The sequence below is a fragment of the Kerstersia gyiorum genome, from assembly GCF_048595715.1.
In the GTDB taxonomy this organism is placed as follows: Bacteria; Pseudomonadota; Gammaproteobacteria; order Burkholderiales; family Burkholderiaceae_B; genus Kerstersia; species Kerstersia gyiorum.
The window spans coordinates 1,689,480-1,701,424 of the sequence record NZ_CP169556.1; the positions used below are offsets into that span (position 1 = coordinate 1,689,480).

General features: G+C 61.4%; 10 protein-coding genes. All 10 read left to right on the top strand.

Going from position 1 to position 11,945, the window contains the following annotated elements; translation table 11 throughout:
• Positions 1–64 precede the first annotated feature (64 nt).
• Positions 65–1,804: a TolC family outer membrane protein gene (locus ACEW7X_RS07480; RefSeq protein ID WP_420177825.1), complete on the top strand. Its 1,740-nt coding sequence runs from the start codon at positions 65–67 to the stop codon at positions 1,802–1,804.
• Positions 1,791–3,965 (top strand): type I secretion system permease/ATPase, encoded by a 2,175-nt coding sequence (locus ACEW7X_RS07485; RefSeq protein ID WP_134838357.1) that lies wholly within the window; start codon positions 1,791–1,793, stop codon positions 3,963–3,965. Before ACEW7X_RS07480 ends, ACEW7X_RS07485 begins: the two co-directional genes overlap by 14 nt.
• A 128-nt stretch (positions 3,966–4,093) precedes the next feature.
• Positions 4,094–5,233 carry an HlyD family efflux transporter periplasmic adaptor subunit gene (locus ACEW7X_RS07490; protein ID WP_420177918.1) on the top strand — a complete coding sequence of 380 codons (1,140 nt, stop codon included), beginning with the start codon at positions 4,094–4,096 and terminating at the stop codon, positions 5,231–5,233.
• A gap of 76 nt (positions 5,234–5,309) precedes the next feature.
• A complete protein-coding gene (locus tag ACEW7X_RS07495) occupies positions 5,310–7,019 on the top strand; it encodes a ShlB/FhaC/HecB family hemolysin secretion/activation protein (protein WP_420177826.1) in 1,710 nt (569 codons plus the stop codon).
• 359 nt (positions 7,020–7,378) lie between these two features.
• The gene (locus tag ACEW7X_RS07500) at positions 7,379–8,848 is read left to right on the top strand and encodes a collagen-like triple helix repeat-containing protein (RefSeq protein ID WP_420177827.1); all 1,470 of its coding nucleotides are present in this window, start codon (positions 7,379–7,381) and stop codon (positions 8,846–8,848) included.
• A 102-nt stretch (positions 8,849–8,950) separates the two neighbouring features.
• Positions 8,951–9,535, top strand: coding sequence for a MarR family winged helix-turn-helix transcriptional regulator (locus tag ACEW7X_RS07505; RefSeq protein ID WP_083969431.1), 585 nt, complete (start codon positions 8,951–8,953; stop codon positions 9,533–9,535).
• A 382-nt stretch (positions 9,536–9,917) separates the two neighbouring features.
• Positions 9,918–10,103, top strand: coding sequence for a Flp family type IVb pilin (locus tag ACEW7X_RS07510; RefSeq protein WP_420177828.1), 186 nt, complete (start codon positions 9,918–9,920; stop codon positions 10,101–10,103).
• A gap of 60 nt (positions 10,104–10,163) precedes the next feature.
• The gene (locus tag ACEW7X_RS07515; RefSeq protein WP_134838361.1) at positions 10,164–10,646 is read left to right on the top strand and encodes a prepilin peptidase; all 483 of its coding nucleotides are present in this window, start codon (positions 10,164–10,166) and stop codon (positions 10,644–10,646) included.
• Between the two features lie 168 nt (positions 10,647–10,814).
• Complete coding sequence (locus ACEW7X_RS07520) at positions 10,815–11,321, top strand: TadE/TadG family type IV pilus assembly protein (RefSeq protein ID WP_420177829.1); 507 nt, start codon at positions 10,815–10,817, stop codon at positions 11,319–11,321.
• 22 nt (positions 11,322–11,343) lie between these two features.
• Positions 11,344–11,904, top strand: coding sequence for a TadE/TadG family type IV pilus assembly protein (locus ACEW7X_RS07525; protein ID WP_257740828.1), 561 nt, complete (start codon positions 11,344–11,346; stop codon positions 11,902–11,904).
• Positions 11,905–11,945: the final 41 nt, after the last annotated feature.

Consider the following 11,945-nt stretch of genomic DNA (forward strand, 5'->3'; position numbering starts at 1 on the left):
CGTCCGCCGGCGCGGCGGACGCTGGTGTGCCAGGGCATTGGCCCTGGCTTGTGCGGGGGCATGGATGTTGCATGCCCCCGATGGCGTTGTGCAGGCACAGGAACTGGGCGCCCATCGGCGCCTTTTGCCCGTTGATAGCCTGCCGCTGGTTGTTCCGGACCTGACGGTCTGGCAAAGCGCGGCCGACGGGGCGGCCGGAGCGACGCCAGCGCAAGCGCTACCGTTGGAAACGGTGCCGGATATCGAGGTGTCAGGGCCAGACTCGCCGACGGCGGCGGATCTGGCTGCAAGGGAAGACATGCAACAGGCAGCCGAGCCGGTCGTTAATGATATGCCTCGGCAGGCTCCAGAAGAGCCGGACGAAACCCCGACAGGGTTCGCGGAAAATACCGGTGCCGGAATCAACGAGGTGCCGCAGGCCGAAGTGGAGGCTGAGGATACGCTGCCCGTTGCCGCTTTGCCGCCGCCGATTCCGCCCGCACCAGCGTCGCTGGCCGAGTTGTTCAAAGTACGCCAGGAAACGCTGGCGCAGCACGAAGGCGCGCAAGTGCCTGCGGGTCCCTTGCCACTGGAAGAGCTGGTGGGCATGGCCGTGGACTGGCATCCTGCCATCAACCAGGAACTGGGCCGCATTCTGCAGGAGGGCGAACAGATCCGGGTGGCCAAGGCAGGCTATCTGCCGCAGATCCAGGGGGGTGTCAGCACTCAGTTCAATTCCAATACTGACAGTGGCTCCACGCGCCGGCATGTGCAGACGCTGAATTTCTCGGTATCGCAGATGTTGTATGACTTCGGCAAGGTTTCAGCGTCGGTCGGGATCGCTCAGGCCGGAGAACTGGTGGCCCAGGCCGGGTTGCTGTCCATGGTGGACGAGGTCGCACGCGATACTGCCGGGTCTGTGGTTGAGGCCTTGCGATATGCGCAATTGCTGCGCGTGGCGCGTGAGCAAGTCGATGGCGTCTCGGCGATTGCCAACCTGGCGCGGCGGCGCAATGAACTGGGCGCCAGCAATCAGTCGGATACGGTGCAAGCCCAGGCACGCCTGTCTGCCGCGCGCGCGACGGTGTTGTCAATGGAGACAGAGCGGGCGCGCTGGCTGAGCAATCTCCAGTCGCTGACCGGCCTGCGCGAGCCGCCGGAGATGGATGAGGAATTGCCGCTGGCCCTGGGGCGTTCCTGCATGACGGCCAAGCCGCAATGGGACAACATACCGGCGATGCTGGAAGCGCGGGCCGAACGCATGCGGGCCCAGTCGGAACAGGAGCAGGCGCGCGCCAACGGGCTGCCAACCCTTTCGATCAAGGGGCAATCCAGCAAGGCGCTCAATTCCATGCCTTCCTCGTATACGGGCGATGGCGTGACCGTCGCGCTGGAAGTCAGCGCACCGATCTACCAGGGTGGCGCGACAGTGGCGCAGCGCCGGGCTGCAAGCTACGCCACCGGAGCAGCTGATGCCGCCATGGAAAAGGTCAGGGTCAAGACTGAGCGCAGCCTGTACGAGACGGTAACGCGGGCGCTGAGCGGCAACGAGCGCGAGGATATCCTGCTCGAACGCGAGCGCAGCACGCGCCAGACACGTGACCTGTATCGCAAGCAGTACCTGGATCTGGGAACGCGCAGCTTGCTGGACCTGCTCAATGCGGAGCAGGAATTGCACCAGGCGCGCATGGAAACCATCAACCATCGTTTCGATACCAGCCTGTTGCAGCTCGATTGCCTGCAATTGTCGGGCGGTTTGCGCCGTTTCATGGGCCTGGGCGGTGGACGGAGCATGAATTGGGAGGCAGTGGATGACGGAAACTGATGCAGGATGGCAGCGCGACGCGGTGCGCGAGCGCTGGATGGAGGCCCTGCTGCAGCTGGCTCGTCATTACCGCCTTGAGGTTTCGCCAGAGCATATCCGGGTATCGGCGGTGTGGTCACAGAACGGTGACGAGCGCGAGATGGTACGCCAGATGGCGCGCCAGGCCGGGATGGATTTGCGTTATGCCACCCCGGATTTTTCACGCCTGACCCCTTGGCTGCTGCCTGTGATCGTGCTCATGCAGGACGGCCAGCTGGCCGTCCTGCATGAATATGCCGAAAACACGCAGGAGTGCGTGCTGGGCTTCGCGGGCGACCAGGGCATGTTGACACGTGTGGCCATGGATGAGCTGCGTGAGCAGGCGCAGGCGCTGGTGCTGTGCCGCCCGCGGCATTTGCCGGGCGACAGCCGGGTGGCGGAAATGGCGGCGGATGTGGACGAGAGCTGGTTCCGCCGTCTGGCACTGCCCGATCTGCGGCCATATGGCTACATCATGCTGGCCTCGCTGGTGGCCAACCTGTTGGCCTTGGCTGGCGTCCTGTTTTCCATGCAGGTATACGACCGAGTCATTCCATCGGGCTCCATGCCCACGCTCTACGTGCTGTTTGGTGGCGTACTGCTGGCTTTGGCCTGTGATTTTGCCTTGCGGCGCGCTCGCATGACGATCACTGACTGGATGGGCAAGCAGGCCGACCTGCGAATTTCGGATGCCGTCTTCGGGCATGCCTTGCGCGTGCGTACCGCCGCCAAGCCCAAGGCCACCGGGACTTTCCTGTCGCAGCTGCGCGAGCTCGAGGGCGTGCGCGAGATGTTCACGTCCACCACATTGACTGCTGTGGCAGACATGCCTTTCTTTGTGCTGTTCTGCATCGTCTTTGCCGCGATTGCCGGCGGCATGGTGTGGATTCCCCTGGTCGCGGCTGTTTTGCTGGTATTGCCGGGGCTGCTGATGCAAAAACGCCTGCGCCGCCTGGCAGCCGCCGCGATCAAGGAATCGTCATTGCGCCACGCCGTGATGGTTGAAGCCGTGCAGGGCAGCGAGGACATCAAGCTGTTGCAGGCCGAGCAGCGTTTCCAGAATCAATGGAACCACTATAACGAGGTGACTGCCGAGAGCAATCTGGAACTGCGTCACTTGACGCATACCCTGACGGTCTGGATCCAGGCAGTGCAGGCGTCGGTCTTTGCCTTCGTGGTCTTTTTCGGCGCCCCGATGGTGATGGATGGCGAGATGACGACGGGCGTGCTGGTGGCTGCGTCCATTCTGTCTTCACGCATGATCTCGCCCATGGCCCAGCTGGGCCAGGTTCTGAACCGCTGGCAACAGGCCAAGGTTGCCAAGGAAGGGCTGGACCAGATCATGAAACTGCCGCTGGACCAGGCGGGCGAACGCAAGGTGCATCGTCCGGCCATCCAGGGAAACTACGAGTTCCGCGACACGGTATTCGGCTACGAGCCCGAGACTCCGGTGCTGCAGGTTGGCGCCTTGAAGATCGCTGCGGGCGAGCGCATAGCCGTGCTGGGCAAGAATGGCTCCGGGAAATCCACGCTCTTGCGCGCGTTGGCGGGCCTGACGGAAACCGGCAATGGTGCCGTGCTGCTCGATGGCATCAATATGGGCCACCTGGATGCGGCTGACGTCCGGCGTGATGTTGCGCTGGTAAGTCAGCAAGCAAGGCTGTTCCACGGCACGCTGAGGGAAAACCTCTGGCTGGCTTCGCCCGGTGCGAGCGACGAACAACTGATCGCCGCCATGCGTCTGGCGGGTGCCTGGGGGTTCGTGCAGACCTTGCCAATGGGGTTGGACCACCTGGTGCGTGAAGGTGGCGCCGGGCTGTCGGGTGGCCAGTGTCAAAGCCTGCTGTTGGCACGGGCGCTGCTGCGTGAACCGTCCGTGCTGTTGCTCGACGAGCCGACCTCGGCGCTGGATGAGGCGACCGAGAAGCAGGTGATCGAAGCCTTGGGCCAGTATTGCGCTGGCCGTACCCTGATCGTGGCCACGCACCGTACCAGTGTACTGGCGCTGGTGGACCGGGTGCTGGTTCTGGATCGCGGCCGTATCGCCATTGATTCGCGCAAGGAAGACCTGGTGCGGCAAATGAAAGGCGGCGATGGCGGCAATCGACGTCAGCCAGCGGCAGGCAGGACGGAGACTCAATAATGAATTTGCCTCAATCCCGGCAACCGGCCGCGGGCCAGGGGGCCGTTGTTTCCCGTGGGCAGCCCGGGCGTACGGCATCTGCAGGCAATGGCCTGGCCGCCTTGCACGATGAGCTGGCGCAGCGGGAAATGCCGTTGCGGCGCGCACGGCGGCTGGTACAGGCGCTGGTGCTGATCCTCCTGTTGTTCCTGGTGTGGGCCTGGTGGTTCGAGGTCGATGAAGTTTCCTCAGGCAGCGGCCGGGTGGTCCCGATCTCGCGCGAGCAGGTCGTGCAATCGCTGGAAGGCGGCATCGTTACCGAACTGCTGGTGGCAGAGGGCGATATTGTCGAAAAAGGACAGGTGCTGGCGCGCCTGGACCCGACTCAATCTGCTTCCAATGTGGAAGAAAGCGCTGCCCGGTACCGTGCGGCGCTGGCCAGCTCCGCACGCCTGCAGGCCGAAGTTTCCGGTGCCGGAGAGATCCGTTTTCCGCCGGAACTGAAGGACTGGCAAACGCTGCGCAATGCGGAAACCCGTTTGTTCCGGTCCCGGCGTGAAGGCTTGCGGCAGTCGGTGAACGGCCTGAAGCGCTCCCTTGAACTGGTGAACCGGGAGCTGGGTATTACTTCCCGGCTGGTTGAAGAGGGGGCAGCCAGCAATGTCGAGCTGATCCGGCTGCAACGGCAGCGCGCGGAACTGCAGCTCAAGCTGGACGAAGCTGAATCCAGCTACATGGTGCAGGCACGGGAAGAACTGGCGCGGGCCAATGCCGAGGTCGAAGCCCTGTCGTCGGTCGTCAAGGGGCGCTCGGACGTGCTGGAACGCCTGACGCATCGCTCCCCGGTGCGCGGCGTGGTCAAGGATGTGGAAGTCACCACCATCGGCGGCGTCGTGCCGCCCAACGGCCGCCTGATGGAAATCGTGCCGCTGGGCGAGCAACTGCTGGTCGAGGCCCGGATCGCGCCGCGCGATATCGCGTTCATCCATCCCGGCCAGGCTGCCATGGTGAAGATCACGGCCTACGACTACGCCATCTACGGCGGCCTGCCCGGCAAGGTCGTCACGATTTCGCCGGACACCATACGCGACGAAGTCAAACCCGAAGTTTTCTATTACCGCGTGTTCATCCTGACCGACAGCGATGCGTTGGTGAACAAGGCCGGGACGCAGTTCCCCATCGTGCCAGGCATGATCGCGAGTGTCGATATCCGCACCGGCAGCAAAAGTATTCTGGATTATCTGATCAAGCCCTTGAACAGGGCCAGGGAGGCATTGCGTGAACGTTGAGCATGGGCCGGGCGTCCAGGGTGTACTGGACGTACCGGGCAGGTGGGCGCTTGGAAGCGCAATGGTGTTGGCGTGGATGGTAGCTGCCAGTGCGGGCGCCCAGTCATTGCGAGGCAATCCCGTGGATGCCGTGCCGGAGTTGCGCCAGCCGGCCGTGCCACAGCCGTCCGGCAGTGTCGCGCCTGGCAGTCAGCGGCCCGGTGCGACGGAAACGGCTGCCGTGCTGGCGCAGCGGCTGGTACCGCGCAGCTTTGTCGTCGAAGGGGTAACGGCGGTGCCCTTTGATGAAGTGGTGGCCTTGCTGGAGCCTCTGGCGGGCAAGGAGACGACGGTTGCCGGCCTGGCCGGGGAAGTCAACGCCATTACTCAACTCTACCAGCAGCGCGGTTTTGCCCTGTCCTACGCTTTGCTGCAGAACCAGAACTTCAATGATGGCATCGTGAAGGTCACGGTGGTGGAAGGGTATGTGGCGCAGGTAGTGTTTACCGGGGATGTCGGCCCGGTGCAGGAGCGCCTGGATCGCCTGGCGAAGAAGCTGACCGAAGAACGGCCGCTGCGGCGCGAAACGCTGGATGGCGTACTCAATCTGATGCGTACCACGCCCGGCATCAGCATCGTACCCAGGCTGGATTGGCCCAGGCGTGCCGATGGCGCTACGGCAATGGTGATAGAAGCCAGCCGTGAAGGCATTACGGCGACGGCGACCCTCAGTGATATGGGTACCGGCAATCAGCCCCTGGTGGGCGCCACGCTGAACAGTTCGACTGCGCTCGGAGAAAAAATCTCGGTCGCTGCGTCAGTGCCGCTGGAACACGAGGATGTGCGCTATGTCCGAGGCGCCATAGAACTGCCCTTGAACGATGCCGGCCTCAGTTGGGAAGGCGAGGGCTATCACTATGAGGCCCGTCCGCTGGAAGAAGGTGCTCTGACGTTTCAGCGCCGTATCAAGAACCAGCGCCTGGCGACCGGTTTACGCTATGACGCCGCCGGCCCCTCCGGCCATTTCTGGCAGTGGCGTGCCGGGATGCAGGCCATGGATAGCAACGAACGCTGGCAGCTGCGCGACATCCTTCCCGGCCAGCTGGCCATCGACCAGCGGACGCGCAGTCGCGCGGCTTATGCGGAAATGACCTATTCTGGTAACGGTCCGTGGCGTTCGCAACATCGTTTTACCCTGGGGCTCACCAAAGGCTGGAAGGGCATGGGGGCCCGCACCGACTACTCGTTTTCGCCATTGCTGGCGGCCTTGCTCGGGCCGGCTGCGACGCAGAACATGTATCGGGAGGTCGCCGCGCAGGCTGCCGAACTGGACTATCTGAACATCAAGCTCAATGCCAGCGAAACGCTGCCGCTGGCGCCGCGCACCCAGTTGCGCCTGGGCGCATTGTTGCAATACAGCAGTCAGCGCCTGCCAACCACCGAGCAGGTGTCGTTCGGGAAATGGCGTTATGGCATGGGCTATGAACAAGGCGCCATCGGCGGAGACAAGGGGCTGGGTCTGGAAGCGGAGCTCAGCCACAGATTGCAGACAGGCTGGAGCGGCCTGTCCGATGTGATCCCTTATATAGGCGTGGATTACGCGGCAGCCTGGTACAACGGTTTGCGCGGCGAACTTATCGGCCGACAGGCCATTGCATCAGCCTGGGTGGGCGTGCGCGTAACGGATCAGCGGCGATATTTGCTGAATTTCAACCTGGCGCGGCCGTTGCGCGATGTGAGTCCCACCGTTGCGGAAGACAGTTGGCGCTTCAATGCCAGCTATTCCCTGTTTTACCGGGGATGGTGAGAATCGTTAGAAAAACGTTACGTCTGTAACGTAACAACGGGAACATAAACCCGGAAACGTTACCTTCGATCCAGTCAAAAAACGACCGGCGACCTGTGTTCAGCACAGGTCGCCGGTTTCATTTGTGACATGGGTTTTGCTCATCTTGTTGTTTTAAAAGAAAAAAAACGATTTCTAAAATTTTTCAATACTTTTCAAACGTATTTATCTGAAATTTGGCACGGTTTTTGCTTAATAACCGTCATCGAATGGCTGAAGCCATCGAGCCGCCTCCGCTCGACAGGGGGCTCGCGGGAATCCGCAAGCGTCGTCGGAAGCACGGCAGGTAACTTTTTGATGACCTGAATTAGGAGAAAAACATGCAGAACCAACCCCTGGCAGCCAAGCGCGTGCGCTTCAGCCGCCACATCGGCAGCCGCCTGACGCTGGCGGCCATGCTGCTGATGGCGGCAGCGCAAGCCCAGGCTGTCAGCAGCCAGTTGACCCTGACCACGCAAATGGACTTGACGCCGGGTAACCAGGCGGTTCTGGAAACCGCCTTGAGCAACACTGGCGCCGCTGTCGATAACCTGGCCAATCTTGGCCTGGCGCCGACGCTCGGTGGCGTGGGTCAGTCGCTGGATGGTGTCGCCGCACCGGTGGTGTCGCAAGTCACCGGCGTGACCCAGCAAGTGGGTGCGGCAACCGGCCTGGGCGGCGCAGTCAGCGGCCTGACCGGCAATCTGGGGGAAACGGTTACTGCACTAGGCGATCGCGTGCAGGAAGTCAATCTGCCGCTGGGCCTGGGTCAAGGAGTGGGCGGTCTGGTCAGCGAGACCGGCCGCGCTGTTGGTAGCGCCGGCGGTCTGCTGGATGCCAAGACCGCCAATGGTGGCCAGCCGGTGGGGCAGGTACTGAATCACGCCACGCAGGGTGTCGGTGAATTGACTGGCAGCTTGGGGTCGGGTGGTTTGCTGAATCTGGGCGGCCTGCCTGGCGGCAATGCCGAAGGCGGCCTGTTGGCACCGGTGACTGGCCTGGTTGGCGGCTTGCTGGGCGGTGAGGGTGGTGGCCTGCTGGGCGGTCTGGGTGGCGGCGACGGTGGCCTGCTCGCGCCGGTAACCGGCCTGGTTGGCGGTTTGCTGGGCGGTGGCGGTGAAGGTGGCCTGCTTGGCGGTCTGCTGGGTGGCGATGGCGGTCTGCTGGGCGGTATCGGCGGCGGCGAAGCGGCTCCTATCCTCGTGACTGCGCTGGGCAATACCGGGCAGGCGCTCGACAACGTCCTGCCGCTGGGTCTGTCACCCACGCTGGCAAGCGTTGGCGAAACCCTGGATGGCGTGGTCAGCCCGGTGCTGGGCACGGTGACCGGCCTGACGCAGCAACTGGGCGGTGCGACCGGCCTGGGTGCGACGGTGGACGGCGTGACGACACAGCTGGGTGGCGTGGTCAGCAGCCTGGGTGACCAACTGGGCGGCACGCTGCCCATCGCTGGTGTGGGTGGCCTGGTCAGCGGCCTGGGTGACACGGTTTCCAGCGTGGGTGCCTTGCTCAATCCGAATCATCCCGATGCCGGCAACCCGCTGGGTGCCATCCTGGGCAATGCCACGGGCGCCGTGGCTTCCCTGACGGAAGGCCTGGGTCTGGGCGATCTCGGCTTGGGTGGCGGCGAAGGTGGCGGCGGCTTGCTGTCGCCTGTGACCGGCCTGGTCGGCGGTCTGCTGGGCGGCCTGGGTGGCCAGGCTGGCAATGGTGAAGCTGGTCAGCAAAACGGTGGCCTGTTGGCGCCGGTGACTGGTTTGGTCGGTGGTTTGCTGGGCGGCCTGACTGGCGGCCTGGGTGGCGCTCGCTAAGTCGCGGGCAACTCGGTGCATGGCGTCCGAGGGACGCCATGCTATCTCGGTAAAAAACAGGTGCCTTGCCATTGTGCCGGGCCCGGAAGCAGGAAGTTGACTATGTATGCGGTGAATGAATCTATTTCGATGGAGCGGGCCAACGTTACCGGTGGCGAGCGCTTTCTCAGACATTCTTCCAACGGCGTCATGCGCTCGGTGATGCCGGCGCAAACGCAGGATACGGACTTCCTGCTTGGCATGACGGCTGCACTTGCCATGCAGATGGGCGTGTATGGCCGTGCAGCCCAGGCAGCGCAGGCAGAGCGTGCCGGGCTGCCCCAGGCAGATTTCTCGGCCCTGGAATACATCGTTGCCTTTGATGGCCTGGCGGCTGGCCAGTTGGCCCAGCTGATGGGCATCAGCTACGGCGGCGCGGCTGCCATGGCGGACCGCCTGGAACGCACTGGCTACATCACTCGCGCCCGTCATCCGCTGGATCGCCGCGTGGTGTTGCTCATGCCGGTCATGACGCGCTGCTCCGAAGTATTGAAAAACCGTTCCCGCGCCGTGGCGGAACTGAACCGCCGCCTGTTGGACAACTACGGTGAAGGGGCAGTGCGCATGATGCAAAGCATGTTGCGCGACAGCATGGAAGCCCTGAAGCAGGATGCTGCCCAATGGCTGAACATTCCGGATATGGAATAGGAGTATTCCTAGGCTGGTTATTGTTAATTCAGTGAAATTCGAAGCTATTTGATTTTTCTGATGTTTTCCTGTCGTTTTGACCGCTAAATGAATGTTTTCTTGCAAGCGCTTTAAATATTGGTTGCGATTCTAATATTTGCGTTGCGATATAGATATTCAAAAATTTTGGAATATCCGAAAACTTGCTACATATGCGCTGGGAAATATCGCAAAATCCTCATGTGAACGGCATGCGGGTGTATGCGTGTACGCAGATACCGCAATTTCATTGTTGCTGAAGTGGTTATTTCGCCGCGATGAGATTGGAACCGTTCATGCCTGAGTCCATCCCTAAAACGGGTGGGTGCATGTGTATTTTTATGCTTTTCAATTGGAGCAAACTATGAAAGAGCAAATCGTTCGTTTCCTGAAAGATGAAGATGGCGCAACGGCTATCGAGTATGGCTTGATTGCGGGGTTGATTGCGGTGGTGATTATTGCTTCGCTGACACTGCTGGGCGACCAGTTGAAAGTTTCGTTCGAGAAGATCGGTACTGCAATTACTGATGCAAATAAGAAGGCTAAGTAAGTCATAATTAGGCTGACTGAAGGCATTTGCTGTTAAAAAGAGGGTTGTAGGCTAAGACTAATGACTGAACTCTGGATTGGTTTTGTTTTTGTATTTTTGGCATTGGTTGTTGTTTCTGATTTATATGCCAGAAAGGTAAAAAACATAGTTCTGGTTGTTGCCTTCCTTATTCAGAGTGGTTTTTTTGTAGGCTGGTATTTGGATAAGGCTGCGTTTGCAACCCTCTACTTCTTTCCGACGTTTGTATCGGCATTTGCCGCCTTTTTTGTGGGGGCACTGTTTTTCTTCCCTCTCTGGGTGAAACGTATTGTTGGGGCGGGGGACGTTAAATTTATTTCCATTTTGGGATTTGTCGTTGGGCTGGCCTCAGTTGCTCAAGTTGTATTGATGGCCGGGTTGTTTGCTGGACTGCATGCCTTAATACAGGCATTGCAAGTTAGGAAGGACGGGCCTGACAAGAAAATCGAACGCCGGGGCGTTCCCTACGCAGGCTATATCGCGTTAACAGCCATCATTTGGCTGATCTGGAAGTTATTGGAATAAAGGTAATTAAACATGCGGCAGTATTCGATGTCGTCAGTCCGGCAGTCCTGTCAAGCAGGTAAGCAAGTCGGGCGTGCATTGGCGGCAGCGGGAGAACCAGGCGCCGACTGCTGCCCGAGGTCCTGCTTGCCGGGGAGCGGTGCAAGAAAACAATGCGGCGCCTATGCCGTGGAATTTGCATTCACGTTCGTGATTTTCTTCATGGTGCTGTACGGCATCATTGTGTATGGCTTGATTTACGTTACCCAGCAGAGCCTGAACCTGGCAGCCCAGGATGTCGCACGCTATGCCTTGCGCTGGCCGGGCACCGTGGCAGGCAACGAGCTGCAGGCGCGCGCGCAGAATGCGCTGGCCATGCTGGATTCCGCCGAAACGCTGGCCTGGCTGCAAGAGCGCGGCACCGGGGCCGACGATCCGCTGAATATCGCTATCTGCGGGCTGGTGCCGGGCGGTGCGGGGCAATTGCAAAAACTGGCAGGCACCGCCCATGGCAGCTGCCCGCAATCAACAGTGCTCCAACCCAGCCAGCTCGAGGTCGTGGTTTCCTATGACTGGAAAAAATCGCCGCTGGCGCCCGACTTGAGCATGGGGTTGATCGCATTGGTTGCGCCTGAGCGGCTGGCGGGCTATGCCAGCACGCGGGTGCAGCTGGACGGCCAGAAGGCAGGGGGCTGACATGAGGACGCACTGTTCAGGCATGCGCACGCTGCATGACGCCATGGCCCGCGCTTCGCTCAAAGGGCGCAGCCGCCAGCGCGGCGTGGCAGCCATCGAGTTTGCGCTGGTCATTACCCTGTTCCTGGTGATTCTGTTCGCCGTCATTTCCTATGGCTCGATGTTCTGGGTGCAACAGCGCCTGTCCCAGGCGGCAGGCGAAGGCGCGCGGGTGGCGATCGAGTTGGCGCAGGAAGAATGGCCTTATACCGACGAGCATGGCGCCGCACTGGCGTCCAGCTACGTGGCGGACGTCAAGGCCGCAGTGCTCAAGTCGGTTCAGGGCTGGTCCCTGCAGAGCAATGACGTCACCCTGGCTCACGCCGGTTCGACGGGCTGCCCGGGCGCAGCGGCAGATTGCCTGACGGTGTCGCTCACCTATGCCTCGCGGGAGTGGCCGCTGATTGGCTTGCTGGAGTCCCTGTCGGGCGTGTTCGGCGGCCAGGATGACTGCCAGGCTGCCAGCAGCGGCCAGGCTGCCGGCAATTGCTGGATCCCAGAAACCTTGCGTGCCAGCGCCACTGTGCGCTTGCGGCGCAGCTGAATGGCAATGGCTTGCCGGACAGCACCAGAACCCCATGAAAA

Excerpts from the sequence above, each read along its gene's own strand:
- ACEW7X_RS07480 (WP_420177825.1), top strand. The coding sequence starts at position 65 with ATGTTGCATGCCCCCGATGGCGTTGTGCAGGCACAGGAACTGGGCGCC.
- ACEW7X_RS07490 (WP_420177918.1), top strand. The coding sequence starts at position 4,094 with ATGCCGTTGCGGCGCGCACGGCGGCTGGTACAGGCGCTGGTGCTGATC.
- ACEW7X_RS07495 (WP_420177826.1), top strand. The coding sequence starts at position 5,310 with ATGGTAGCTGCCAGTGCGGGCGCCCAGTCATTGCGAGGCAATCCCGTG.
- ACEW7X_RS07510 (WP_420177828.1), top strand. The coding sequence starts at position 9,918 with ATGAAAGAGCAAATCGTTCGTTTCCTGAAAGATGAAGATGGCGCAACG.
- ACEW7X_RS07525 (WP_257740828.1), top strand. The coding sequence starts at position 11,344 with ATGCGCACGCTGCATGACGCCATGGCCCGCGCTTCGCTCAAAGGGCGC.
- ACEW7X_RS07485 (WP_134838357.1), top strand. The coding sequence starts at position 1,791 with ATGACGGAAACTGATGCAGGATGGCAGCGCGACGCGGTGCGCGAGCGC.
- ACEW7X_RS07505 (WP_083969431.1), top strand. The coding sequence starts at position 8,951 with ATGTATGCGGTGAATGAATCTATTTCGATGGAGCGGGCCAACGTTACC.
- ACEW7X_RS07515 (WP_134838361.1), top strand. The coding sequence starts at position 10,164 with ATGACTGAACTCTGGATTGGTTTTGTTTTTGTATTTTTGGCATTGGTT.
- ACEW7X_RS07500 (WP_420177827.1), top strand. The coding sequence starts at position 7,379 with ATGCAGAACCAACCCCTGGCAGCCAAGCGCGTGCGCTTCAGCCGCCAC.